General features: G+C 72.0%; 22 protein-coding genes. 5 read left to right on the forward strand and 17 right to left on the reverse strand.

Going from position 1 to position 23,914, the window contains the following annotated elements:
• Positions 1 to 20: 20 nt before the first annotated feature.
• Both ACFVX9_RS19230 and ACFVX9_RS19235 read right to left on the reverse strand, forming a co-directional pair.
• Positions 21 to 1,379: an aspartate aminotransferase family protein gene (locus ACFVX9_RS19230; RefSeq protein ID WP_063347659.1), complete on the reverse strand. Its 1,359-nt coding sequence runs from the start codon at positions 1,377 to 1,379 to the stop codon at positions 21 to 23.
• A 182-nt stretch (positions 1,380 to 1,561) separates the two neighbouring features.
• Entirely contained in the window at positions 1,562 to 3,007 is a 1,446-nt protein-coding gene (locus ACFVX9_RS19235; protein WP_387982643.1) for a gamma-aminobutyraldehyde dehydrogenase, read from the reverse strand.
• Positions 3,008 to 3,308: 301 nt separating this feature from the next.
• Here ACFVX9_RS19235 and ACFVX9_RS19240 point away from each other — a divergent pair, with 301 nt between their 5' ends.
• The 4 genes from ACFVX9_RS19240 to ACFVX9_RS19255 all read left to right on the forward strand — a co-directional run bounded on the left by ACFVX9_RS19240 (position 3,309) and on the right by ACFVX9_RS19255 (position 7,327).
• The gene (locus tag ACFVX9_RS19240; protein ID WP_030243538.1) at positions 3,309 to 3,782 is read left to right on the forward strand and encodes an Lrp/AsnC family transcriptional regulator; all 474 of its coding nucleotides are present in this window, start codon (positions 3,309 to 3,311) and stop codon (positions 3,780 to 3,782) included.
• Positions 3,779 to 5,173, forward strand: coding sequence for an aspartate aminotransferase family protein (locus tag ACFVX9_RS19245; RefSeq protein WP_063347661.1), 1,395 nt, complete (start codon positions 3,779 to 3,781; stop codon positions 5,171 to 5,173). Before ACFVX9_RS19240 ends, ACFVX9_RS19245 begins: the two co-directional genes overlap by 4 nt.
• 213 nt (positions 5,174 to 5,386) lie before the next feature.
• Positions 5,387 to 6,142 (forward strand): ABC transporter ATP-binding protein, encoded by a 756-nt coding sequence (locus ACFVX9_RS19250; RefSeq protein ID WP_380377509.1) that lies wholly within the window; start codon positions 5,387 to 5,389, stop codon positions 6,140 to 6,142.
• 27 nt (positions 6,143 to 6,169) lie between these two features.
• The gene (locus tag ACFVX9_RS19255; protein WP_380377511.1) at positions 6,170 to 7,327 is read left to right on the forward strand and encodes a hypothetical protein; all 1,158 of its coding nucleotides are present in this window, start codon (positions 6,170 to 6,172) and stop codon (positions 7,325 to 7,327) included.
• Between the two features lie 80 nt (positions 7,328 to 7,407).
• Here the strand turns inward: ACFVX9_RS19255 and rlmN are convergent, their stop codons facing one another.
• The 6 genes from rlmN to rpsB form a co-directional block, all read right to left on the reverse strand.
• Positions 7,408 to 8,508: a 23S rRNA (adenine(2503)-C(2))-methyltransferase RlmN gene (gene rlmN, locus ACFVX9_RS19260; RefSeq protein WP_063347664.1), complete on the reverse strand. Its 1,101-nt coding sequence runs from the start codon at positions 8,506 to 8,508 to the stop codon at positions 7,408 to 7,410.
• 133 nt (positions 8,509 to 8,641) lie between these two features.
• Positions 8,642 to 10,120 carry a phosphatidate cytidylyltransferase gene (locus ACFVX9_RS19265; RefSeq protein WP_387982645.1) on the reverse strand — a complete coding sequence of 493 codons (1,479 nt, stop codon included), beginning with the start codon at positions 10,118 to 10,120 and terminating at the stop codon, positions 8,642 to 8,644.
• Positions 10,120 to 10,677, reverse strand: coding sequence for a ribosome recycling factor (gene frr, locus ACFVX9_RS19270; RefSeq protein ID WP_063347665.1), 558 nt, complete (start codon positions 10,675 to 10,677; stop codon positions 10,120 to 10,122). The genes ACFVX9_RS19265 and frr overlap by 1 nt, the downstream gene beginning before the upstream one ends.
• Positions 10,678 to 10,775: 98 nt before the next feature.
• Positions 10,776 to 11,540 carry a UMP kinase gene (pyrH, locus tag ACFVX9_RS19275; protein ID WP_030056790.1) on the reverse strand — a complete coding sequence of 255 codons (765 nt, stop codon included), beginning with the start codon at positions 11,538 to 11,540 and terminating at the stop codon, positions 10,776 to 10,778.
• Between the two features lie 261 nt (positions 11,541 to 11,801).
• The gene (gene tsf, locus ACFVX9_RS19280) at positions 11,802 to 12,641 is read right to left on the reverse strand and encodes a translation elongation factor Ts (RefSeq protein ID WP_063347667.1); all 840 of its coding nucleotides are present in this window, start codon (positions 12,639 to 12,641) and stop codon (positions 11,802 to 11,804) included.
• Between the two features lie 129 nt (positions 12,642 to 12,770).
• Positions 12,771 to 13,673 (reverse strand): 30S ribosomal protein S2, encoded by a 903-nt coding sequence (rpsB, locus tag ACFVX9_RS19285; protein ID WP_380377515.1) that lies wholly within the window; start codon positions 13,671 to 13,673, stop codon positions 12,771 to 12,773.
• 693 nt (positions 13,674 to 14,366) lie between these two features.
• Here rpsB and ACFVX9_RS19290 point away from each other — a divergent pair.
• The gene (locus ACFVX9_RS19290; protein WP_380377517.1) at positions 14,367 to 14,930 is read left to right on the forward strand and encodes a M23 family metallopeptidase; all 564 of its coding nucleotides are present in this window, start codon (positions 14,367 to 14,369) and stop codon (positions 14,928 to 14,930) included.
• Positions 14,931 to 14,979: 49 nt separating this feature from the next.
• Here ACFVX9_RS19290 and ACFVX9_RS19295 read toward each other — a convergent pair whose 3' ends face one another.
• The 9 genes from ACFVX9_RS19295 to lepB (ACFVX9_RS19335) all read right to left on the reverse strand — a co-directional run bounded on the left by ACFVX9_RS19295 (position 14,980) and on the right by lepB (ACFVX9_RS19335) (position 23,798).
• Positions 14,980 to 15,564, reverse strand: coding sequence for a TetR/AcrR family transcriptional regulator (locus tag ACFVX9_RS19295; RefSeq protein ID WP_063351115.1), 585 nt, complete (start codon positions 15,562 to 15,564; stop codon positions 14,980 to 14,982).
• Between the two features lie 286 nt (positions 15,565 to 15,850).
• Entirely contained in the window at positions 15,851 to 16,795 is a 945-nt protein-coding gene (gene whiG / locus ACFVX9_RS19300; RefSeq protein ID WP_380377519.1) for an RNA polymerase sigma factor WhiG, read from the reverse strand.
• Positions 16,796 to 17,146: 351 nt separating this feature from the next.
• Positions 17,147 to 18,316: a DNA-processing protein DprA gene (dprA, locus tag ACFVX9_RS19305; RefSeq protein ID WP_380425013.1), complete on the reverse strand. Its 1,170-nt coding sequence runs from the start codon at positions 18,314 to 18,316 to the stop codon at positions 17,147 to 17,149.
• Positions 18,317 to 18,321: 5 nt separating this feature from the next.
• On the reverse strand, positions 18,322 to 20,175 hold the full coding sequence (locus ACFVX9_RS19310) for a YifB family Mg chelatase-like AAA ATPase (protein ID WP_380377521.1): 1,854 nt from the start codon (positions 20,173 to 20,175) through the stop codon (positions 18,322 to 18,324).
• Between the two features lies 1 nt (position 20,176).
• Entirely contained in the window at positions 20,177 to 20,659 is a 483-nt protein-coding gene (locus ACFVX9_RS19315; RefSeq protein ID WP_363375975.1) for a YraN family protein, read from the reverse strand.
• A gap of 253 nt (positions 20,660 to 20,912) precedes the next feature.
• On the reverse strand, positions 20,913 to 21,239 hold the full coding sequence (locus ACFVX9_RS19320; protein WP_030056781.1) for a DUF2469 domain-containing protein: 327 nt from the start codon (positions 21,237 to 21,239) through the stop codon (positions 20,913 to 20,915).
• A 55-nt stretch (positions 21,240 to 21,294) separates the two neighbouring features.
• Complete coding sequence (locus tag ACFVX9_RS19325; RefSeq protein ID WP_363375893.1) at positions 21,295 to 21,768, reverse strand: NUDIX domain-containing protein; 474 nt, start codon at positions 21,766 to 21,768, stop codon at positions 21,295 to 21,297.
• A gap of 112 nt (positions 21,769 to 21,880) precedes the next feature.
• Positions 21,881 to 22,636 carry a signal peptidase I gene (lepB, locus tag ACFVX9_RS19330; RefSeq protein ID WP_363375895.1) on the reverse strand — a complete coding sequence of 252 codons (756 nt, stop codon included), beginning with the start codon at positions 22,634 to 22,636 and terminating at the stop codon, positions 21,881 to 21,883.
• Positions 22,637 to 22,781: 145 nt separating this feature from the next.
• Positions 22,782 to 23,798 (reverse strand): signal peptidase I, encoded by a 1,017-nt coding sequence (lepB, locus tag ACFVX9_RS19335; RefSeq protein WP_380377523.1) that lies wholly within the window; start codon positions 23,796 to 23,798, stop codon positions 22,782 to 22,784.
• Positions 23,799 to 23,914 lie beyond the last annotated feature (116 nt).

Below are 23,914 nucleotides of genomic sequence, written 5' to 3' on the forward strand. Positions count from 1 at the left end.
GGGGCCGTCCGGTCGGTACGTCAGACGGTGTGCGCGTCGGCGAGCGACAGCACCTCGTCGAGCACCGCGAGACCGGTCTTGGCCTCCTCCTCGGTGACGGTGCACGGCGGGACGACGTGGAGGCGGTTCATGTTGACGAACGGCCAGAGCCCGCGCTGCTTGCAGGCGGCGGCCAGCTCGGCCATCGGCGCGTTGGCGGGGCCGGCCGCGTTGTACGGGACCAGCGGCTCGCGGGTCCCGCGGTCCTTCACCAGGTCGAGCGCCCAGAACACGCCGAGGCCGCGGACCTCGCCGATCGAGGGGTGCCGCTCGGCCAGCTCCCGCAGGCCGGGGCCGAGCACGGTCTCGCCGATGTGCTTGGCGTTCTCGACGATGCCCTCCTCCGCCATGGCGGTGATGGTGGCGACGGCCGAGGCGCAGGCCAGCGGGTGGCCGGAGTAGGTGAGCCCGCCCGGGAACGCCCGCTCGGCGAAGGTGGCGGCGATCTCGGCGCTGATCGCCACGCCGCCCAGCGGGACGTAGCCCGAGTTGACGCCCTTGGCGAAGGTCAGCAGGTCCGGGGTGACGCCCCAGTGGTCGGCGGCGAACCACTCGCCGGTGCGGCCGAAGCCGGCCATCACCTCGTCGAGGATGAACACGATGCCGAAGCGGTCGCAGATCTCCCGCACCCCGGCCAGGTAGCCCGCCGGCGGGATCAGGATGCCCGCGGTGCCGACCACGGTCTCCAGGATGATCGCCGCGATCGTCCCGGGGCCCTCGAAGGCGATCACCTGCTCCAGGTGCTCCAGCGCGCGCTCGCACTCCTGCGCCTCGTTCTCGGCGTGGAAGTTGGAGCGGTAGGCGTACGGGCCCCAGAAGTGCACCACGCCGGAGACGCCGGTCTCGTTGGCCCAGCGCCGCGGGTCGCCGGTGAGGGCGATCGCGTTGGCGGTGGCGCCGTGGTACGAGCGGTAGGCGGACATGACCTTCTGCCGGCCGGTGTGCAGCCGGGCCAGCCGGACGGCGTTCTCGACCGCCTCGGCGCCGCCGTTGGTGAAGAAGATCTTGTCGAGGTCACCGGGGGTGCGCTCGGCGATCAGCCGGGCGGCCTCACTGCGCGCCTCGACCGCGAAGCCGGGGGCGATGGTGCAGAGCTTCGCCGCCTGCTCCTGGATCGCGGCGACCACCTTCGGGTGCTGGTGACCGATGTTGGTGTTGACCAGCTGCGAGGAGAAGTCGAGGTAGCGGTTGCCGTCGTAGTCCCAGAAGTACGAGCCCTCGGCGCCGGCCACCGCGAGGGGGTCGATCAGCGCCTGGGCGGACCACGAGTGGAAGACGTGCGCGCGGTCGGCGGCCTTGACCGCCTGGCCGGCGGCTGAGTCAGCGGTGGGGATGCTCATGCCGGTAAGGCTAGGGAGTCGCGGCCCCGAAGTGCAGTTTCATCTTGTCAGCCGGTCACGCGAACGGCCGACAGGATGCAAAGACACCGGGCCCGGGTCGAAAGGACCCGGGCCCATTGTCCGTTCACACGATGGACGTGCGATCAGATCGCGGTCATACAGCGCCCGACCGCCACGACCCGCTAGATCGCGGTCATGACGTGCTTCACCCGGGTGTAGTCCTCGAAGCCGTACGCGGAGAGGTCCTTGCCGTAGCCGGACTTCTTGAAGCCACCGTGCGGCATCTCGGCGACCAGCGGGATGTGGGTGTTGATCCAGACGCAGCCGAAGTCCAGCCGGCGCGACATCCGCATGGCGCGGGCGTGGTCCTTGGTCCACACCGAGGAGGCCAGCGCGAAGTCGACGCCGTTGGCGTAGTCGACGGCCTGGTCCTCGTCGGTGAACTTCTGCACGGTGATGACCGGGCCGAAGACCTCGTTCTGGATGATCTCGTCGTCCTGCCGCAGGCCGGAGACGACGGTCGGGGCGTAGAAGTAGCCCTTCTCGCCGACCTGGTGGCCACCGGCCTCGATCTTGGCGTGGGTGGGCAGCCGCTCGATGAAGCCGGCCACCTGCTTCAGCTGGTTGGCGTTGTTCAGCGGGCCGTACAGCACGTCCTCGTCGTCCACGCCGCCGGTCTTGGTCTCGGCCGCGGCCTTGGCCAGCGCCTCGACGAAGGCGTCGTGGATCGACTCGTGCACCAGCACGCGGGTGGCGGCGGTGCAGTCCTGGCCGGCGTTGAAGTAGCCCGCGACCGAGATGCCCTCGACGGCCTCGGCGATGTCGGCGTCCTCGAAGACCACGACCGGGGCCTTGCCGCCCAGCTCCAGGTGGACGCGCTTGACGTCCTTGGAGGCGGACTCGGCGACCTGGATGCCGGCCCGGACCGAACCGGTGATGGAGGCCATCGCCGGGGTCTTGTGCTCGACCATCAGCCGGCCGGACTCGCGGTCGCCGCAGATCACGTTGAAGACGCCGGCCGGCAGCTCCAGGTCCTTGAGGACGCCGCCGATGATCTCGGCGAGCAGGACGGTGGAGGCCGGGGTGGTGTCCGAGGGCTTCAGGACGACGGTGTTGCCCGCGGCGATGGCCGGGGCGAACTTCCAGACGGCCATCATCATCGGGTAGTTCCACGGCGCGACCTGGGCACAGACGCCGACCGGCTCGCGGCGGACGATCGAGGTCATCCCGTCCATGTACTCCCCGGCGGCCTTGCCCTCCAGCATGCGGGCGGCGCCGGCGAAGAAGCGGATCTGGTCCACCATCGGACCGATCTCCTCCGAGAGGGTCAGCCCGCGCGGCTTGCCCGTGTTGCGGACCTCCGCCTCGACGAGCTCGTCGGCCCGGGCCTCGACCGCGTCGGCGATCTTGAGCAGCAGCTTCTGGCGGGTGCTCGGGGTGGCGTCGCGCCAGACCGGGAAGGCGGCGGCGGCCGAGGCCATCGCGGCGTCCACATCGGAGGCACCGGACAGCGGGGACGTCGCGTAGGCCTCACCGGTGGTGGGGTCGACGATGTCGAGCGTGCGGCCGTCCGCCGCGTCGACGAACTCACCGTTGATGTAGTTGCGCAGCGTGCGAAGGTCGCTCACGGGGTCTCTCCTCGGTCTGGGCCTGCGGCGTTGCAGATTCCGGCGCCATGGTACGTCGGCGGGTCCGGCGCACGAAGGGTGTCGGGTGGCCGGGCCCTGGACGGCGCGGTCCACTGGTTTGGGGGAACGCGCGCTGCGCTGCGGGGCTGCGCGCGTACCGTGCCAGGGTAGCCGCATGACTGCCGGTATCGACAGGTGCAGTGCATGTAGGCGATGAAATCCGTACGCGGATTCCAAGATCGCGACGAAATCAGCAGATTCCTCGCTTGCGAACAGGGGAACGATCAGGCACAGTGGCGGCGTGGCCAACCGCGACCGGAACGCGAGCGTTCCCCTCGATGCCGCCTCCAAGGCGATCATCGAGCAGCTCCAGGAGGACGGACGCCGCCCGTACGCCGCCATCGGCAAGGCCGTCGGCCTGTCCGAGGCGGCCGTGCGCCAGCGCGTCCAGAAGCTGCTCGACCAGGGCGTGATGCAGATCGTCGCCGTCACGGACCCGCTCACCGTCGGCTTCACCCGCCAGGCGATGGTCGGCATCCGGGTCGAGGGCGACATCGAGCCCGTCGCCGACGCGCTGGCCGCCCTCGACGAGGTCGACTACGTCGTCTGCACCGCAGGCTCGTTCGACCTCCTGGCCGAACTGGTCTGCGAGGACGACGAGCACCTGCTCGAACTGATCAACAAGCGCATCCGCGCGCTTCCCGGCGTGCGGAGCACCGAGAGCTTCGTCTACCTGAAGCTCCGGAAACAGACCTACACCTGGGGCACCCGATGACAGCCGACCCGGCGCAGAAGGACCTTTCCAAGACCGCCTACGACCACCTGTGGATGCACTTCACCCGCATGTCGTCGTACGAGAACTCCCCCGTGCCGACGATCGTCAAGGGCGAAGGCACCTACGTCTGGGACGACAAGGGACGCAAGTACCTCGACGGCCTCGCCGGCCTGTTCGTCGTCCAGGCCGGCCACGGCCGCGAGGAGCTGGCCGAGGCCGCCGCCAAGCAGGCCAAGGAGCTCGCCTTCTTCCCGGTGTGGAGCTACGCCCACCCGAAGGCCGTCGAGCTGGCCGAGCGCCTGGCCAACTACGCCCCGGGCGACCTGAACAAGGTCTTCTTCTCCACCGGTGGCGGCGAGGCCGTCGAGACCGCCTGGAAGCTCGCCAAGCAGTACTTCAAGCTGACCGGCAAGCCGACCAAGTACAAGGTCATCTCGCGCGCCGTCGCCTACCACGGCACCCCGCAGGGCGCCCTGTCGATCACCGGCCTGCCGGGCCTGAAGGCCCCGTTCGAGCCGCTGGTACCGGGCACCCACAAGGCCCCGAACACCAACATCTACCGCGCCCCCGCCTTCCTCGAAGGCCCGGACGGCACGGTCGACCCCGAGGCCTACGGCCGCTGGTGCGCCGACGAGATCGAGGTGGCCATCCTCAACGAGGGCGCCGAGACCGTCGCCGCCGTCTTCGTCGAGCCGGTGCAGAACGCCGGTGGCTGCTTCCCGCCGCCGCCCGGGTACTTCCAGCGCCTGCGCGAGATCTGCGACCGCCACGACGTGCTGCTGGTCTCGGACGAGGTCATCTGCGCATTCGGCCGCCTGGGCACCATGTTCGGCGCCGACAAGTTCGGCTACCAGCCCGACATGATCACCTGCGCCAAGGGCATGACCTCGGGCTACTCCCCGATCGGCGCCACGATCATCTCGGACCGCCTCGCCGAGCCGTTCTACAAGGGCGACAACACCTTCCTGCACGGCTACACCTTCGGCGGCCACCCGGTCTCCTCCGCGGTGGCGCTGGCCAACCTCGACATCTTCGAGCGCGAGGGCCTGAACCAGCACGTCCTCGACAACGAGGCCGCGTTCCTGGGCACCCTGAACAAGCTGCGCGACCTGCCGATCGTCGGCGACGTCCGCGGCAACGGGTACTTCTACGGCATCGAGCTCGTGAAGGACAAGGTCACCAAGGAGTCGTTCAACGACGACGAGGTCGAGCGCGTCCTCTACGGCTTCCTGTCGAAGGCCCTCTTCGACAACGGCCTGTACTGCCGCGCCGACGACCGTGGCGACCCGGTCATCCAGCTGGCCCCGCCGCTGATCTCCAACCAGTCGACCTTCGACGAGATCGAGCAGATCCTGCGGACCAGCCTCACCGACGCGTGGGCGAAGATCTGACCCCCTGATCCTCCTTCCCCACCCTCCGCCGAAGGGCGGTCCCACTCCCCCCGGGACCGCCCTTCGGCGTTTTTCCGGCGCTGCCGGCCGATCAAACATGCCTGATTGCGGGTGATTTGCCCGCGATGGACCAGAGCGCCGCAACCGCACCAGGCCCCAGTCGTTCTAATCTGACGACTGTCATATCCCTGCGGCCACCCAGGATGGAACCTCATGTCAGCGGCACCGCCTGACAACGACGTGCTGTGGGCCCGGGGGATCGTCAAGTCCCATCACGGCACCCCCGCCCTGCGGGGCATCTCGATCGGCGTCCGCGAGGGCGAAGTGCTCGCCGTCACCGGCCCGCGCGGCTCCGGCAAGAGCACCCTCCTCGGCTGCCTCTCCGCCCTCCTCACCGTCGACGAGGGCGAGGTCTGGTTCAACAGCGCGCCCGTCCACACCCTCGGCCGGGCCGGGCGCGAACGGCTGCGCCGCGACCGCTTCGGCTTCGTCGGCTCCGAACCCCACCTGGTGCCCGAACTGACCGCCCGGGAGAACGTCGCCCTGCCGCTGCTGCTCGCCGGCGCCGGCAACAAGGCCGCCTACACCGCCGCCGACGAATGGCTGGAACGCCTCGACGTCGGCGAGGTCGCCCGGCAGCGCCCCGACCGGCTGCTCCAGAGCCAGCGCCAGCGGATCGCCGTCGCCCGCGCCCTCGCCCCGCTGCCGCCCGTCGTCTTCGCCGACGACCCCACCGCCCCGCTCCACCGCGAGGCCGCCGACCAGGTCCTGCGGATACTGACCAGCGCGGCCCGGTCGCACCAGCTCACCCTCGTCCTGGCCACTCACGACCCCGAGCTCGTCCGGTTCGCGGACCGCGCCGTCGCCCTCGTCGACGGACGGCTCACCGCCCCCGCCGCCCCCGTCCCGCGCGGGCACGCCGTCCCGGGCGCGGCCGGCGCGTCCGCCGTCTCGGGCACCCGCCGCTGACGACGCCGAGCCGCTGAAAGAGTCGACGTGTTCTATCTCCGTCTGGCCCGGGGCTACCGGGTGCCCGACCTCGGCCGCTGGCTGCTCACCGTGCTGGCCGCCGCCGTGGTCTCCGCCTTCCTGCTGCGCTCCCTCGGCCGGGCGATGAGCGACCCGCTCGGCGGCGAGGACGCGCTGGTGCGACTGCTCTGGTGCCTGCCCCCGCTCGCCGCCGTCGCCTGGTTCGCGGCCGTCACCGCCCGCGCCGTACCCGCCCAGCGGCCCGAACGGATCACCGGCCTGCGCGCCGCCGGAGCCGGCTCCGGCCGGATCCGCACCCTGATCGCCGGTGAGGTCGTGCTCGCCTGCACCCTCGGCAGCGTGCTCACCCTGCTGGTCTTCCTGGTCCTGCGCAACGACATCGCCGGGCCCGCGCTCGCCCCCGACCTCGGCATGGGCGTACCGCTGCCGGCCGTCGCGCCGGTCGCCCTGCTCGCCCTGGTCCCGCTCACCGCCGGGATCGCCGCCGCCTGCGCCGTCCCGCCCACCGAGTACCTGCCCGGCGGCCGCACCCGCACCCGCGGCGGCACCGGCTTCGGCGCCCTGCGGGTCGCCCTGCCCGTCGGGCTCGCCGTGATCGGCCTCGCCCTCGAACTCATCGCCCTGCGGCCCGGCGCCGCCGCCGACGGCCGGCCGATCCACCTGCCCGCCGGGCTCGGCAGCACCAGCACCGCCGCACTCGGCGGCTGGGCCGCCAGCGCGGTCGGACTCGCCCTGCTCACCGGCCCGTTGCTGTCCTGGACCGGGCGGCTGCTCGCGCTCGGCCGGCCCACCCCGCTGCGGCTGCTGGCCGGCCGCGGACTCACCGCCCAGGCCCGCCGCCTCGGCCCGCCGCTGGCCGTGCTCACCCTCGCCCTCGCGCTGGTGCTCACCACCATCCGCTACTGGATCGGCACGCCCGACAGCGCCGACGCGCTGCCCGCCGTCGAGGCCTGCCTGGTGCTCGGCTGCGCGGCCGCCGCCGTGGTCACCCGGCTGGCCGAGGTCCGCACCGACCGCCGGGACGTCACCGACGTGCTGCTGCGCCTCGGCACCTCGCCCCGGCTGCTGTTCGGCGCGGTCGCGCTGCGCACCCTGGCGGTGGGCACCACGCTGCTGGTGACCGGCGGGGCGACCGCCGCACTGGCGGCCGCCGGCCTGCGCTGACCTGCGGCTTTCGCCGACCTGCCGGTTTGCGTTGACCTACCGGCCTGCGTTGACCTGCCGGTTTGCCTTGACCCGCCGGCTCAGCCCGCCGCGGCGAGCTGACCGCAGGCGCCGTCGATCTCCTGGCCCCGGGTGTCGCGGACGGTCGTCGGCACCCCGTGCGACTGGAGCCGGCGGACGAACTCGCGCTCGTCCTCGGGCCGGGAGGCGGTCCACTTGGAGCCCGGCGTCGGGTTCAGCGGGATCAGGTTGACGTGCACCCGGTGGTTCTTGATCAGCCGGCCGAGCAGGTCCGCCCGCCACGCCTGGTCGTTGATGTCCTTGATCAGCGCGTACTCGATGGAGATCCGCCGGCCGGACTTCTCCGCGTAGTTCCACGCGGCGTCCAGCACCTCGGCGACCTTCCAGCGGGTGTTCACCGGCACCAGCTCGTCGCGCAGCTCGTCGTCCGGGGCGTGCAGCGACAGCGCCAGGCGGCAGCTGAGGCCCTCGTCGGCCAGCCGGTTCATCGCCGGGACCAGGCCGACGGTCGACACCGTGACACCGCGCTGGGACAGGCCGAAACCGTCCGGTGCCGGGTCGGTCAGCCGGCGGATCGCGGCCAGCACCCGGTTGTAGTTGGCCAGCGGCTCGCCCATGCCCATGAAGACCACGTTCGACAGCCGCGCCTCGCCGCCGGGGATCTCGCCGGCCTTGAGCGCGCGCATCCCGGCGGCGATCTGCTCGACGATCTCGGCGGTGGACAGGTTGCGGGTCAGCCCGGCCTGGCCAGTCGCGCAGAAGGGGCAGTTCATGCCGCAGCCCGCCTGCGAGCTGATGCACATGGTGACCCGGTCCGGGTAGCGCATCAGCACCGACTCGACGAGCGTGCCGTCGAAGAGCTTCCAGAGCGTCTTGCGGGTGGTGTCGTCGTCGCAGGACACGTGCCGCACGACCGACATCAGCTCCGGCAGCAGGCTCCCGGTGAGCTTCTCCCGGCTGGCGGCGGGGATGTCCGTCCAGCCCTCCGGGTCGTTCGACATCCGGCCGAAGTAGTGGTTGGAGAGCTGCTTGGCGCGGAACGGCTGCTCGCCCAGCTCGGCGACGGCCTCCTTGCGCTCGGCGGGGCTCAGGTCGGCGAGGTGTCGCGGGGGCTTGGCGCCGCGCGGCGCGACAAAGGTGAGTTCTCCGGGCTTAGGCATGGTTCATCCAGTGTCGCAGACGCCGGGAGCAGGCCAGGACGTGCGAGGGCCCCGGACGCGCAGGCGTCCGGGGCCCTTCCACCACTCGCGGCCGGAGGACAGGTTCTGAGGCGTCCTACGGCCGGACGAGGCCCTAGCTGCCGACGAAGGCCGCCAGCAGCAGCCAGACCACCGGGGCGGTCGGCAGGAGCGAGTCCAGCCGGTCCATGATGCCGCCGTGGCCGGGCAGCAGCGTGCCCATGTCCTTGATGCCGAGGTCTCGCTTGATCATCGACTCGCCCAGGTCGCCCAGGGTCGCGGTGACCGCCGCGCAGCCGCCGAGGATCAGGCCCTGCCACCAGCTGCCGCCGTCGATGATCAGCTCCATCAGCACGGCGCCCGCCAGCATCGACAGGCCGATGCCGCCGGCCAGGCCCTCACGGGTCTTGCCGGGGCTGATCGTCGGGGCGAGCTTGGTCTTGCCGAACTTGTAGCCCACGGCGTAGGCGCCCGTGTCGCTGCAGATCGTGACGATCAGGAACAGCACGATCCGCTGGGGGCCGTCGTCGGCCGCCAGCATCAACGCCACGAAGGTGGCCAGGAACGGCACGTAGAAGGCGGTGAACACCCCGGCCGTTATGTCCCGCAGGTAGTCCTCCGGCGGCTCGGCCATCCGCCAGACCATCACCGCCAGCCCGGTCAGCGCGAGCGAGGCCGCGGCCCACTGCACCCCGGCCCAGTAGCCGGTGGCGATCATGGCGATGCCGCCTGCGACCAGCGGCACCAGCGGCGCCTTGATCTGCTTGCGCTCGGCGAGCCGGCTGGTCAGCTCCCAGATACCGACCGACACCGCGGCCATCACGACGAACAGGAACAGCGCCTTCACCACGAACAGCGAGGCGATGATCACCACACCGAGACCGACCCCCACGCCTATCGCGGCCTGGAGGTTACGGCCACCGCGCTGCTTGCGCGGCTGCGGCTGCGGGGCGGACTGGGCGGCCACGGGTGTCTCCTGCCCTGGATGGGACGACGGCACGAAGTGGGGCTGCCCGGCCGCCGGGTAGGTCGACGGCGGCGCGGGAGGCACCGGGGCCCCGGGGCGCGGCGGGGCGCCGCGGCCGGGGGTGGCGTCATCGGTTATCGCGCGCAGCACGACCGTCTCCGTCACGCCCGGCACCGCCGCCTCGGACCGGTCGTCCCGGAACAGCGGGCCGCTCAGCCGACCGGCCTCCCGGGACTGACCGGCGGCGGGGTCACCCGGCCGACCGGAGCCCGCCGGCGGGCCCTGGTCCGGCACGCCGGGGAACGGGCCGGGGCCCGCCGGTACGGGAGGCATGACCTGAGTCTCCTCCGCGTCGCCGCCCCAGTACACCGGAGGCTGCTGCGAGTGATCCGAACGGTGGCCGGGGCCACCCGGCGCGCCGCCCGGCGCACCCGGGTAGGCCGCCCGGCCGCCCGGGTGACCGGGGTAGCCCTGGGCCTGCGGCGGCGCCGGGTACTCGCCGTACCCCGGCGCCGGGTGCGCCTGCTGCAGAGGAGCCTGCGGCCGGGGCTGCGGCGCCGGGCGGTAGGGCTGGAACTGCTGGTCGGACGGGCCCCAGTAGCCAGGGGCGTCAGGGGCGTCGTTCATCAGACTTCGAGCAGCTCGGCTTCCTTGTGCTTCAGCAGCTCGTCGACGGCGGCCACGTACTTGGCCGTGGTGTCGTCGAGCTCCTTCTCGGCGCGGCGGCCGTCGTCCTCGCCGACCTCGCCGTCCTTGACCAGCTTGTCGATGGCGTCCTTGGCCTTGCGGCGCACCGCGCGGATCGAGACCTTCGCGTCCTCGCCCTTGCCCCGGGCCACCTTGATGAACTCCCGGCGGCGCTCCTCGGTCAGCTCGGGCAGCACCACCCGGATGAGGGAGCCGTCGTTGGACGGGTTGACGCCCAGGTCGGAGTCGCGGATCGCCTGCTCGATCGCCTTCAGCGCGGTCTTGTCGAACGGCGAGACGACCGCCATCCGGGGCTCCGGCACCGAGAACGAGGCCAGCTGGTTGATCGGCGTCACGGTGCCGTAGTACTCGGCGACGATCTTGGCGAACATCGCCGGGTGGGCACGGCCGGTGCGGATGGCGGCGAAGTCGTCCTTGGCGACGGCGACGGCCTTCTCCATCTTCTCCTCGGCTTCGAGGAGGGTCTCTTCGATCACTGTGATCTCCCTGTCCGGTTCATCTGCGATTGTCCCGACCGGTGTCGGCGTCGAGGCCGGTCACGGCGACGGCGCCGTCCCGTACGGCTGATTGCTGCTCAGGCCCGGACAGAATCCTGGCTGATGAGTGTGCCGATCTTCTCACTCTTCACCGCGCGCGCGATATTGCCCTCCGCCAGCAGCTCGAAGACCAGCATCGGGAGGTTGTTGTCCTTGCACAGCGTGATCGCGGTGAGGTCGGCGACCTTGAGGTCGCGCGCGATGACCTCGGAGTACTCCAGCGCGTCGAACTTCACCGCGTCCGGGTTGGTCCGGGGGTCCGAGTCGTAGACGCCGTCCACGCCGTTCTTGCCCATCAGCAGGACGTCGGCGTGGATCTCCAGGGCCCGCTGGACGGCGGTGGTGTCGGTCGAGAAGTACGGCATGCCCATACCGGCGCCGAAGATCACCACACGGCCCTTCTCCAGGTGCCGGACGGCCCGCAGCGGCAGGTACGGTTCGGCGACCTGGCCCATGGTGATCGCGGTCTGGACCCGGGTCTCGATGCCTTCCTTGACCAGGAAGTCCTGCAGCGCCAGGCAGTTCATCACGGTGCCGAGCATGCCCATGTAGTCGGAGCGCGCCCGGTCCATGCCGCGGACCTGCAGCTCGGCGCCCCGGAAGAAGTTGCCGCCGCCGATGACCACCGCGACCTCGGTACCGGCACGGACGACGGTGGCGATCTCCCGGGCGATCGCGTGCACGACGTCCGGGTCGACGCCGAGTCCGCCACCACCGGCAAAGGCTTCACCGGACAGCTTGAGCAGCACCCGGCGGCGCGAGCCGGCCTTGGGGTCCTGCGCGGTCTCCTGCGTCTCCTGCATGGACTTCTCCTTTTTGCACCTACTGGCTCACAGGCGCGGGTGTGCGGATGCCCGGCCTGCGCGTACGCGAGAGGAGGCCACTGCCGCGGGAACCGGTTCGGTGTCCTGCACGGCAATGGCCTCCTCGTCGTTCATGGTGCCGACGCGGCCCGCCCGTGGACGGTTGGCACTGGGTGAGCCCGTTCGGCGTTCCGCCCGCCCTGGTCAACGGGCGGGGGCGGTTCCCAGCGTAAGGGTGCCGGGGACCAGGTGGAACGTGGCTCAGGCGCCGACGCGGAAGCGGGCGAAGCGCTTGAGGGCGACGCCGTTCTCCTCGAGGACCTTGGCGACGGTCTTCTTGTTGTCCTTCGCGAAGGCCTGCTCCAGGACGGAGTTCTCCTTGACGAAGCCGGTGACGCGACCCTCGACGATCTTCGGCAGGGCAGCCTCGGGCTTGCCCTCCTCACGCGCGGTGGCCTCGGCGACGCGGCGCTCGTTCTCGAGGTCCTCGGCCGGGATCTCCTCGCGGGACAGGAACTTCGGCGCGAACGCGGCGATGTGCTGCGCGACGTCCTTCGCGACCTCGGCGTTCTCCTTGTCCAGCTCGACCAGGACGCCGACGGCCGGCGGCAGGTCGGGGCTGGTCTTGTGCAGGTAGACCGCGACGAAGCCGTCACCGTCGAACTGGGCGAAGCGACGGAAGACGATCTTCTCGCCCAGGGTCGCGTTGGCCTCGTCGACGAACTGCTGGACGGTCTTGCCGGCCTCGATCTCGGACGCCAGGGCGGCATCCAGGTCGGCCGGGGCGGTCTTGGCCACGTGAGCCGCGATCGCGTCGGCGACCTTGACGAAGTTGTCACCCTTGGCGACGAAGTCGGTCTCGCAGTTCAGCTCGACCAGAACGCCGGACTTCTTGTCCTCGGCGATCAGCGCGGCGACGGCGCCGTTGGAGGCGTCACGGCCCTCGCGCTTGGCAACGCCCTTCTGGCCCTTGATGCGCAGGAGCTCGACGGCCTTCTCGACGTTGCCCTCGGCCTCGTCCAGGGCCTTCTTGCAGTCCATCATGCCGGCGCCGGTGAGCTCACGGAGCTTCTTGACGTCCGCGGCGGTGAAGTTCGCCATGGTGTGAATCTCTTCTCGCGTCTCGCGTGTCTGCGTGGGGAGACGCCGGGACCGATGATTCGGTCCCGGCGCGGGAGAGAGGGGCACCTACCGGTGTCGTACCGGCGGGTGCCCCTCACCCTTGGTACGTCAGGCCTGCTCGGCCGGCGCCTCGGTGGCCTCAGCCTCAGCGGCGGGGGCCTCGACGGCCTCAGCCTCGGCGGCGGGGGCCTCGACGGCCTCAGCCTCGGCGGCGGCGGGGGCCTCCTCGGCCTTCTTCTCGCCCTCGATGAGGTCCTTCTCCCAGTCGGCCAGCGGCTGGTCGGCGCCCGGCTCGGCCTTGACGTCGCCCTTGGCGACACCGGCGCGGGACTTCAGACCCTCGGCCACGGCGTCGGCGATCACGCGGGTCAGCAGGGTGACGGAGCGGATCGCGTCGTCGTTGCCCGGGATCTTGTAGTCGACCTCGTCGGGGTCACAGTTGGTGTCGAGGATGGCGACGACCGGGATGTTGAGCTTCCGGGCCTCGCCGACCGCGATGTGCTCCTTCTTGGTGTCCACGATCCACACGGCGCTGGGAACGCGCTGCATGTCGCGGATACCGCCGAGGGTCTTCTCCAGCTTGTCGTGCTCGCGCTGGAGGACCAGGAGCTCCTTCTTGGTGAGGCCGGAACCGGCCACGTCCGAGAAGTCCAGCTCGCCGAGCTCCTTCAGGCGCTGCAGGCGCTTGTAGACGGTCGAGAAGTTGGTCAGCATGCCGCCGAGCCAGCGCTGGTTCACGTAGGGCATGCCCACGCGGGTGGCCTGCTCGGCGATGGCCTCCTGGGCCTGCTTCTTCGTGCCGACGAAGAGGACGCTGCCGCCGTGGGCAACGGTCTCCTTGATGAACTCGAAGGCGCGGTCGATGTAGTTCAGCGACTGCAGGAGGTCGATGATGTAGATGCCGTTGCGCTCCGTGATGATGAAGCGCTTCATCTTCGGGTTCCAACGGCGGGTCTGGTGACCGAAGTGGACGCCGCTCTCCAGCAGCTCCCGCATCGTGACGACGGCCATAGCCGTGCTCCTCAGGTGTTACGGCCCGGCGGTCGCGCAACGGACGGCGGGTTCGCGCGGTGGCGCTCCCCGCTCGCGCGGTGCGTCCGGCCGGGTCAGGCTCGGTTTGTCCGTGGCAGCCAGGTGACAGCCACGCCTGACGCCCCGAACGTGCCGAGCCGCTTGAACCCGCACGGTCCGGGGACCAGGCGGGCTCGGCGGACCGAGCGGCACTCGCACCTGGCGGGGGCAGCGGCCGGGCCGCGTCCGTCCACCGGTGGCGGGGCGTGCGAAGTCGACCCGGCGGACCGGGTCGCGTGTGAAGTGTACGGGAAGCGCCGCGGGGCGGGCGACTCCGCGACTGACGGAGGCCCTGGACGGGCGGGTCCGCGCTGGCGGGAGCTGGGCGGAGGCGGGGCCGAGGCGGGGCGGGGCGGGGCGGCCGGGCCTTGGGAGTGCTGCTGCTGCGGTGCTTGTACACCGGATGGCGGCATCCGTACACCCGCTGGAGGGACGGGATCAGGCCACGAGGGCGGTTTGTCCACAGGAGTCCGGAAGTGGGTGGCGCCGGGGCGGCGGCGCAGCAAGCCTCGGGGCATGACCGCTCGCGCCGAATGCCCGGCTCCGCCCGCCGTCGGTCCGGCCTGCTCGGGGCCGGACCGGTTGAGGCTTGACCGATTGGGGCTGGGTCGGTTGGGGCCGGGCTCGTTTGGTGTGCTGCGGGGGCTGGTCGCCGTACTGGCGGCGCTGGTGCTGCTGGTCTCGGGCGGTGCGGTGCGGGGCGCCACTCTCGGCGGGGGCGGCGGAGGTACTGGCGAGACCGGCCGGACCGGTTCGGGCGGTGCGCGGGCCTGGCCGGTGGGCGGGCCCGGCGGGGTGCTCGGGCGGTTCGAGCCACCGGCCACGCCATGGGCCGCCGGACACCGGGGAGTGGACCTCGCCGCCGCGCCCGGGGCGGAGGTGCGGGCGGCTGCCGCCGGGGTGGTCACGTTCTCCGGGCTGGTGGCGGGGCGCCCGGTGGTGACCGTCACCCACCCCGGCTCGGGGTCACCCCCCTTGCGGACCACCTACCTGCCGGTCGCCGGCACCGCCCCGGTCGGCACCGAGGTACCCGCCGGACAGGTGATCGGACGGCTCGCCCCCGACAGACGGCACTGCCCAGCACGGGACTGCCTGCACTGGGGGCTGCTGCGCGGCGGGCGCTACCTCGACCCGCTGGCCCTGTTCGGCGCGGGAGCGGCGCGGCTGCTGCCGCTGGGCGGCGCCGGGCGCACCTGATGAATTCAGATGAACCGAACGAACCAAGCGAACCGGGCCGGACGGCGGCTCAGGCCCGGTCGAGGCCGTGCAGGGCCATGGCCACGGCGGCGTCCGCGATCAGTTCGGGGCGCTCGGCCGCGCACCCGGCACGCTCCCCCGCGGCCACTTGCTCGGCCCGGCGCACGGCCGCCTCCACGACCCCTTGGAGCAACGCCGCAGCGAGCCGGGGCTGCGCGTGACCGAGATCCTCCAGGGCCCGGACGACCAGGCCGACCAGCTTGCCGTGCGCCGCCCGGATGCGCTCGCGCGCGGCCTCGTCGAGTTCGAGCGCGGAGATCGCCACCACCGCCCGGTGGCGCGGGTCTGCGGCCAACGCCAGCTGGCCACGGACATACGCCTCGATCCGGTCGGCCGCGCTGTCGCAGCTCTCCATCCCGGCCTCGATCTCGGCCGCCCAGAGCGGGAAGTCCACCTCGCAGAGCGCCTCGACCACGGCGGCCCGGGAGCGGAAGTACTCGTAGACCGAGGAGCGCGCCAGGGAGGTGCGCGCAGCGAGCGCGGGGAAGGTCAGCGCCTCCATGCCGCCCTCCGTGAGCAGGGTGCGGGCAGCGTCAAGGAGGGCTGCACGCTGCAGCTGGCGATGCTCGGCCACCGTGGCCGCTCGGATCTTCGGCACGCTCCCACTGTACGGAGCCCTACCTGCGGCCGGTACGGCGCCGCGCATTTGAGCGGGGAGCGAGAGCGCGCAGGCGCGCGGCGAGGCGTGCGAGCGGGCGCGCAACCCGGGGATCCGGCCCGGAGTAACGGCCCAGGGTTACGGCCGGGCCGGTGCGGCCGGGCAGGTGCGGCCCGAGGATGCGGCCGGGCAGGCGCGGACCTGCAACGTGGCCGGGGTCGCGACCCGGAGGTCGGCCGGGACGGGACGGTCCCGGACCGCGCTACCGGATGTCCGACAGCTTGGCGCGCAGCTGGAGGACGGACTTGGTGTGGATCTGGCTCACCCGGCTCTCCGTCACCCCCAGCACCTGGCCGATCTCGGCGAGGGTGAGGCCCTCGTAGTAGTAGAGCGTCACCACGGTCTTCTCCCGCTCGGGGAGGGTGTTGACCGCCTGGGCCAGCAGCCTGCGCAGCTCGCGGTCCTCGGCCACCTCGACCGGGTTGTCGGCACCGTGGTCCACCAGGGTGTCCATCAGGCTCAGCCGGTCGCCGCCCTCCCCCACCGGGTGCAGCAGTTCGTCCAGGGCCACCACGTTGGCCAGGGACAGCTGGCTGAAGATCGCGTGCAGATCCTCGATCGCGATGCCCATCTCGGCCGCGACCTCGGGCTCGTGCGGCGTACGGCGCAGCCGGGCCTCCAGCGTCGCGTACGTCCGCTCGACGGCCTTCGCCTTCTGCCGCACCGAGCGCGGGATCCAGTCCAGGGCACGCAGTTCGTCGATGATCGCGCCGCGGATCCGGCTGATCGCGTAGGTCTCGAACTTGATGGCGCGGTCGATGTCGAACTTCTCGATCGCATCGATCAGCCCGAAGACCCCCGAGGAGACGAAGTCGGCCTGCTCGACGTTGGAGGGCAGGCCGACCCCGACCCGCCCCGCCACGTATTTGACGAGCGGCGAGTAGTGCAGGATCAGCTGCTCGCGCAGCCGCTGGTCGCCGGTCTCCTTGTAGGAGCGCCAGAGCTCTTCGAGCGCGGTGCGCCCCTGGGCTCCGGGGCCCTGACCGCCCGACCCCTGCTCCGGGCCGGGCGGGGGGGTGCCGTCCGGCGGCAGGGCACCGGCAGCGATCGGGCGGGCTGCGCCGTCGCCGGTGGCGGCGCCGACCGCGTCGGCGGGCTGGCCCGGCACCGCCGTCGGCCGGCCGCCCTGGCGCGACAGGCCCCCCATTGTCCCCGTCGCCTTGGGCGGGAACTCAGTCACGGGGCGCCGCTCGGTCCGCGGCCCTCCCGAGGACCGGGCGCCACCGGTCACTCTGTGTCCGGGAATGTGTGTGGGCATGCGTTGGTCTGCGCCGTTCTGCCGAGTCATGTGCTGATAGGGAAGGCATGTGGAGCGTAGCGTGACCGACTCGCTGCAATGCGCTACCGCCACTCGGTCGTCCCCCGATCCGGTGGCGTTCACGTCACCGGATCCGGGCACGCGAACGGACGAACCGGATCAGCAGGTCAACCGGGCGATTCCGACACTCCCTCCCCGCGACCCCTCCCCACGACACGGATGTGCGCTTCGTCCCGACCGTCACCTCCTCCGCACCAGGCGCCAGTGCGCGCCGTGCCGCTCGACGTAACCGAGCGAGCCCAATTCGTAGAGCCGCTGCAGCACTTCGTCCGGCGGGAGTCCGGACTGCCGGGCCAACCGCTCGATCGGCGCGCCCTCCGCCGTCGCCGGGACGGCCTCCAGCACCCGGGCCACCGCCGGCTCCAGCAGATCCCGGGGCAGGACCGGGCCGCTGCGCTGCGGCGCCAGGTCGTCCCCGATCGCCCCGATCAGTTCGGCGATCTCGGCGGAGTCGGTGACCAGCGTGGCGCCGCCGCTGCGGATCAGGGCGTGCACCCCGGCCGAGAGTTCCGAGGTCACCGGGCCGGCGACGCCCATGGTGTGGCGGTTGAGGTCCCGCGCCCGTCTGGCCGTGCTCAGCGCGCCGCTGCGCATCGCCGCCTCGACCACCACCGTGCCCCGGGTGAGCGCCGCGATGACCCGGTTGCGGAGCACGAAGCGGAAGCGGTTCGGGTGTTCCCCGGGTGGGAGTTCACTGACCAGCAGCCCCTGGGCGCCGATCCGCCGGATCAGTTCGGCGTTCCCTTTCGGGTAGGCCACGTCGACCCCACAGGCGAGCACCGCGATCGTCATCCCGCCGACGGAGAGCGCCCCTCGGTGGGCGGCCGCGTCGATCCCGTAGGCGGCTCCGGACACCACGACCCAACCTCGCTCGGCCAGTTGGGCCGACAGCTCCCCCGCGACGTGGGCGCCGTAGGCCGTGCAGGCTCGGGAGCCGACCATCGCCACCGAGCGGAGCGCGAGCAGCCTCAGCGAACCCGTGCCGGTCGTCCAGAGCCCGATCGGGCGCCCGTCGCCCAGATCGTCCAGTTGGCTGGGCCATTCCGTGTCCCCCGGAATGATGAAGCGTCCACCGACGGCTCGTACCCGTTCAAGGTCCTCGGCCGGGTCCAGACCGGGGAGTCTCGCCTGGTAGCCGGCCAACCGGGGCCCGTCCAGCCCGGGGTGTGCGGGCACCGTCCCGTCACGGATCGCCCGGACGGCGTCGACTGCGGAGAGCTGACCGAGCCACCGGCCGACCACCGCGTCCCCGGGCTCGCTCAGCCGGCTGAGCACGGCGCGGGCGAGGCGCTCCGGATCGGGACCGGACTCGGACTCTGCCCGGCTGGGCGGCTGAAGGTGCGTCATCATCGGGTTCATGCCTCACCGCCCTCGTCCGCCGGATGCTGGTCGCGTTTCCCGGACCGCTTGACGGAGCCGGACCGGGTGGATCGGCCAAGGGCATCGGGGCGGTCCGGCGGACCAGGACTCTCCGGGTCAGGGCTCTCCGGGTCGGGACGATCGGGACGATCGGGCTTCTCGCACCGGCCCGACCGGCTCTGCCCTTCGGGCGGCTCGTCGACCGGGCCGACGCGCTGGGCCGGGATGCCACCGAGTCGGCCGTAGACCCGCTCGGCCAGCGGCAGCCCCTGCTCGACGCCGGTGCGCAGGACCAGTGCGGTGCGGACGTCCCGCTGGTCCGGCCGGTCACGACCGGCGAGGTCGGCAACCGTCCAGGCGACCCGGAGCACCCGGTCCAGGCCCCGGGCGGTCAGCAGCCCGCGCTCCAACTGGCGGGCGACATCGTTCAGTGCGCCGGGGGCGAGCTGCCAGCGGGTCCGCAGCTCGTGGCCCGGGACTTCCGCGTTGGTCCGCCACGGGGTGGTCGCCAGCCGGGCCGCTGCCCGTTCCCGCGCGGCCAGTACCCGGGCCGCGACGGTCTCGGTGTTCTCCGCCGTGATGTCCCGCTCCATGAGTTCGATCCTCGTCACCGGGGCGACCTGGACCTGGAGGTCGACCCGGTCCAGCAGCGGCCCGGAGAGCCGCCCCTGGTAGCGGCTGACCATCGCAGGGGTGCACTCGCACCCCTCACCCCGCCGTGAATGGCGGCCGCACGGGCAGGGGTTGGCGGCCAGGCAGAGCAGGAACCTGGCCGGGAGTCGGAGTGAGCCGGCCGAGCGGGCGATCACCACCTCGCCCGACTCCAGCGGCTGGCGCAGCGAGTCGAGCACCCGGACCGGAAACTCCGGCGCCTCGTCCAGGAACAGCACGCCCCGGTGGGCCAACGAGACCGCCCCCGGTCTCGGCAGGCCGCTGCCGCCGCCGACGATCGCCGGCATCGTCGTGGAGTGGTGCGGGGCGCAGTACGGCGCCGTGTCGATGAGCGGGCGCCCGACCGGGAGCAGCCCGGCCACCGAGTGCACGGCGGTGACCTCCAGAGCCTCCTTCTGGGTCAGTGGCGGGAGCAGCGAGGGCAGCCGCTCCGCCAGCATCGTCTTGCCCGCGCCCGGTGGGCCCTTGAGGTACAGGTGGTGACCGCCGGCAGCGGCGATCTCCAGGGCGCGCCGGGCCTCGTACTGTCCGGCCACATCAGCCAGATCGAGGCGCGCCGCCTTGTCGTCGACCAGCCCTCGGACGCCGGCGCTGGGCAGCATCAGGCCGGCCATCAGCGGATCCGGCCGGCCGGCGATCGGGTCGGGCGGCTCCTCCGGCGCGGACGCGCCGGTCAGGACGGCGACCAGCTGCCGCAGGCTGCGGACGCCGATCACGGTCACGCCCGGGACGAGCGAGGCCTCGGGCGCGGTCTGCTCCGCGACCACGACCCGCTGGTATCCCGCGTCGGCCGCGGCCAGCACCGACGGCAGCACCCCGCGGACCGGCCGCACCCGGCCGTCCAGCCCCAGTTCGCCGATGATCAGCAGCTCGGCGATGGAGGAGGGGTCGAGCCGTTCGGCCGCGGCCAGGACGGCGCAGGCCACCGCGAGGTCGAAGCCACTGCCGCTCTTGGGTACCGAGGCCGGGCTGAGCCCGACGGTCAGCTTGCGCTGCGGCCAGGCCTCACCGCTGTTGACCACGGCCGCGCGCACCCGGTCGCGGGCCTCGGACAGCGCCTTGTCGGGCAGGCCGACCAGGGTGAACGCGGCCACCCCGGGCTCCAGATCGGCCTGGACCTCGACGATCACTCCGTCGACGCCGACCAGCGCGACGGAACAGGTACGGGCGAAGGCCATCTCAGACCACCCCCCGCAGGTGGTCGACCAGGGCCGCACCCCGGGCCCGGTTGACCACGGCCACCAGGTCGATCCGCACGCCCCCGGGCGGAGCGGGCGGCCAGTGCGGGTCCGTGGGCCCGGGGTCGTACCCGGGACCGGCCAGCCGTGCGAAGTGGCCGGGCCAGCGCTCGGCCATCCAGCGCTCCGCCAGGCGTTGCAACCGGGCGGCCTTGGCCTGGCCGATGGCCTCGCTGGGTTGTTGGAAGCCCCGCTCGGAGCGGGTCTTCACCTCGCAGACCGCCACGGTGTCGCCGTCGAGGGCGACGATGTCCAACTCGCCCTCGACACAGCGCCAGTTGCGGTCCAGGATGCGGAGCCCGGCCTCCGTGAGACGGCGGGCGGCGACCCGCTCGCCGTAGCGGCCGAGCCCGTTGTTGGTACTGCGACCGCCGGTACTGCGACCCGGGCCCGGCCCGGTGCCGTCCTTCGTGCCGTCCCGCACGGCTCCGGCCGCTGTGGCCGCTGAGGCCTGGTCCAGTACGGCCGCACCCGGTACGGCCTGGTCCTGCGTGATCGTGTTCTGCACGGTGACCACCTCCGACGTGGAGGTTGCACCCGTCGCGCACGGCGAGGCCGGGAATTTCCGTTTCCCTGTGGATAACTCGGGCCTGTGGATAACTTTTGTCACCCGCAGGAGTGAGACGCCCCGATCGCGCGAAATTCCGCTGGACAACGCGGGTCCGAGCGGTCCAACGTCAGTTCCCGAAGCCGGACTCGTCCGAGGGCAGCTCCAGATCGCTCTTCGCGAGTTCCTCGATGTTCACGTCCTTGAAGGTCAGCACCCGGACCTTACGGACGAACCGGGCCGGCCGGTACATGTCCCAGACCCACGCATCCGCCATCGACACCTCGAAGAAGACCTCGCCCTGCACCGAGTGCACCTGCAACTCGTAGTCATTGGTGAGGTAGAACCGTCGCTCGGTCTCGATCACGTACTTGAACAGGCCGACGACGTCCCGGTACTCCCGGTAGAGCTTGAGCTCCATCTCGGTCTCGTACTTCTCGAGATCTTCGGCACTCATCCAGGCGTCCCCTCAACTTGTCACGTCCACCCATTGTGGACCACCGCACCCACGCTCAGAGCCGTACCGGGGCGACCGGCGGGCCCTCGGCCAGCAGTCGCTCCAAGAAGTCCGCCAATCCGACCGGGTAGACCGTCTCGGCGGTCCCCCTCAGCTCCTCGACCGTCCACCAGCGCGCCGCGAGCAGTTGGGCGTGTTCCTCCTCGCCCATCCCCGAGTGGTCGAGACCCGTCTCCGTGGTCCGGGCCAGATGGAACCACTGATCCTGCTCGTAACGCCGTCCCTGAAAGGAGAACGACACCGTGCCGTACGCCACCAAGGGCCCCAGGTCCACACCCCGCAGGCCGGTCTCCTCCGCGAGTTCCCGCGCGGCGGCCTCCCGCACGTCCTCCCCGGGCTCCAAGCCGCCGCCGGGCGTGAACCACCAAGCCTCCCCCGGCGTCGCCGGGTCGGAGCCCAGGAAGAGAAGGATGCGGTCCTGCCCGTCCAGCAGCAGGATCCGCGCCGCCCTGCGCCGTTGTGCCGTCATGGCAGCGCTCCACGCTCCTTCCGTTCGCGTCGGTGGCGCTACCGATCCTGCCACCCGGCGCCGCCGTCCGGGGCGATGTTCGGCAGAGCGGCCCGGGCCGCGACGACCGCGATCAGGAGCTGCGCCCCCGGCTGAGCCGGCGGGCCAGGCCCGCCACCCCGCCCACCGCCGAAGTCACGAGGATCAGCGCCGCGCCCGCAACGGTCGCGAAGGCGGCCGGTTGCAGCGGCCCGGGCGCACCGGCCTTCGGTCCGGGAAGCCCGTCGAAGGCCGCGGTCCGGCCGAGGTCGCCCGTCCTGCCGAACGGCATCAGGGTGGCCTCGACCCTGGCCTCCACCGCACCGGCCGGGACGGTCCCGCCGTCGACCTCCAGGTGGGTGCGGGAGTCGAGCGAGCCCAGCCGGTTGTCGCCGAGCAGGAACAGCCGCCCCGGCGGCACCGTGACGCTGAACGAGGAGCCTTGCGGGCCCTGCGCCGCGAGGTACGGCTCCTCCACCACCTGTCCGTCGACCGTCAGCCGGTGGTCGTTGCCGGTGGCCGCGACGGTGTCCCCGCCGACCGCGACCACGCGCTTGACCATGAGCTCGCCACCCCAGTCCTGGTCCCGGAAGACCACCACGTCCCCCCGGCCGACGGCCCCGCCGCCGATCTTCCGGGCGAGCACGGTGTCCCCGATCCGAAGCGTGGGGGACATCGAGGCGGTCGGGATGCTGTACGGCCGGTAGTCGATCGCGATCAAGGCGAAGCCGCCGATCATCAGCACCAGCCCGAGCGCGAGCGCGACGCCCTGCAGCACCGCTGCGGGCCGGCGGCCCGGACGGGCGGGCGAAGCCGGGTGGTCGGCCGTCTGCTCAACGACACCGCTCATCGAAACCGTCCACCTCTGGCCGACCGGAGAACACCACTGGCACGCCGGGGGCACCGGCATAAAAGCCGACGGGCCGTGGCACGTCCGAGCAGATTACTCGTCGGTACCACGGCCCGCGCAAGGGCTGGGGAGAACCCGGTGGAGCTCAGGAGTCCTTCCGGCCGTCCCTCCGCTCCCGCACCCGACGCACCAGCGGAAGCAGCGCGACCGCGCCCACCGCACCGGCCACGGGAGGCGCCAGAGGCGCGGCCGCCGCCAGGCCCTTCTGGTCGAAGGTGTTCGGCACCGAGAGCGTCGACCAGTGACCGACCGGCCAGGCCACGACGAAGGCCCGCCCGATCACGTTGCCCACCGGAACGGTGCCGCCACCCGGCTGGTCCATGTGGAAGCGGGAGTCCAGCGAGTCGGCGCGGTGGTCGCCCATCACCCAGATCCGGCCGTTGGGCACCTTCACCGGGTCGAACGGGTGGTCACCGCAGGGGGTGTTGCCCTGGTAGACGTACGGCTCGTTGAGCGCGACGCCGTTGACCTTCACCGGCCCGGTGCCCTGGCACTCGACGGTGTCCCCGCCGACCGCGATGACCCGCTTGATCAGGTCCTTCTCGTTGGCCGACGGCATCAGACCGACGAAGCTGAGCACGTCCTGGACGCCCCGGACGAAGGAGTTGCTGCTCTGCGGGGTCGGCTCGTCGTTCAGCCAGCCGCCCGGGTCGTGGAACACCACGACCTCACCGCGCTCGGGCTCCGCGCCGAACCAGGGGGTCAGCTTGTCCACCAGGACACGGTCACCGACCTGCAACGTGTTCTGCATCGACTCCGACGGAATGGAGAAGGCCTGAACGAAGAAGGTCTTGATCACTAGCGCCAGGACCAACGCGATGCCGACCAGGATCGGCAGTTCCTTCCAGAAGGAACGCTGCTTGCGCTGCTTGCCGGGGGCCTGCGACTCCGACTGGTCCGCCGACTCGGCGTCGGGCCGGTGGGACTCCGAAGAGCCCCCGGTGGGGCCCACCGTCCCGTCGCCATGCTCGTCGGCGGTCTGGGCCGCCGCGTCCTCGACCGAGGCCGAGGACGCACCGGACTCAGCGGACCGGGCCGCTCGACCGCCAGAGCCCTCGGGCTCGCCGGCACCTGAGCGGGCGCCGATCACCACATCCCCCACAACGTCTCCTCCCTGCTGTGCGGACGCCCGAGCGCCCGCGCTCACAGTGCCGCACAGCGGGCACCACGCTCACCACGACCATGGACGCTTCGGGACTGCCCATCACGGGCTCCCCT

This window comes from Kitasatospora sp. NPDC058243 (assembly GCF_042882025.1).
GTDB lineage: Bacteria > Actinomycetota > Actinomycetes > Streptomycetales > Streptomycetaceae > Kitasatospora.

Coding starts and splice junctions, on each gene's coding strand:
- ACFVX9_RS19230 (WP_063347659.1), bottom strand. CDS start 1,379: ATGAGCATCCCCACCGCTGACTCAGCCGCCGGCCAGGCGGTCAAGGCC.
- ACFVX9_RS19245 (WP_063347661.1), top strand. CDS start 3,779: ATGACAGCCGACCCGGCGCAGAAGGACCTTTCCAAGACCGCCTACGAC.
- ACFVX9_RS19250 (WP_380377509.1), top strand. CDS start 5,387: ATGTCAGCGGCACCGCCTGACAACGACGTGCTGTGGGCCCGGGGGATC.
- rlmN (WP_063347664.1), bottom strand. CDS start 8,508: ATGCCTAAGCCCGGAGAACTCACCTTTGTCGCGCCGCGCGGCGCCAAG.
- ACFVX9_RS19265 (WP_387982645.1), bottom strand. CDS start 10,120: ATGAACGACGCCCCTGACGCCCCTGGCTACTGGGGCCCGTCCGACCAG.
- pyrH (WP_030056790.1), bottom strand. CDS start 11,540: ATGCAGGAGACGCAGGAGACCGCGCAGGACCCCAAGGCCGGCTCGCGC.
- tsf (WP_063347667.1), bottom strand. CDS start 12,641: ATGGCGAACTTCACCGCCGCGGACGTCAAGAAGCTCCGTGAGCTCACC.
- rpsB (WP_380377515.1), bottom strand. CDS start 13,673: ATGGCCGTCGTCACGATGCGGGAGCTGCTGGAGAGCGGCGTCCACTTC.
- whiG (WP_380377519.1), bottom strand. CDS start 16,795: ATGGGGGGCCTGTCGCGCCAGGGCGGCCGGCCGACGGCGGTGCCGGGC.
- dprA (WP_380425013.1), bottom strand. CDS start 18,316: ATGATGACGCACCTTCAGCCGCCCAGCCGGGCAGAGTCCGAGTCCGGT.
- ACFVX9_RS19310 (WP_380377521.1), bottom strand. CDS start 20,175: ATGGCCTTCGCCCGTACCTGTTCCGTCGCGCTGGTCGGCGTCGACGGA.
- ACFVX9_RS19320 (WP_030056781.1), bottom strand. CDS start 21,239: ATGAGTGCCGAAGATCTCGAGAAGTACGAGACCGAGATGGAGCTCAAG.
- ACFVX9_RS19325 (WP_363375893.1), bottom strand. CDS start 21,768: ATGACGGCACAACGGCGCAGGGCGGCGCGGATCCTGCTGCTGGACGGG.
- lepB (WP_363375895.1), bottom strand. CDS start 22,636: ATGAGCGGTGTCGTTGAGCAGACGGCCGACCACCCGGCTTCGCCCGCC.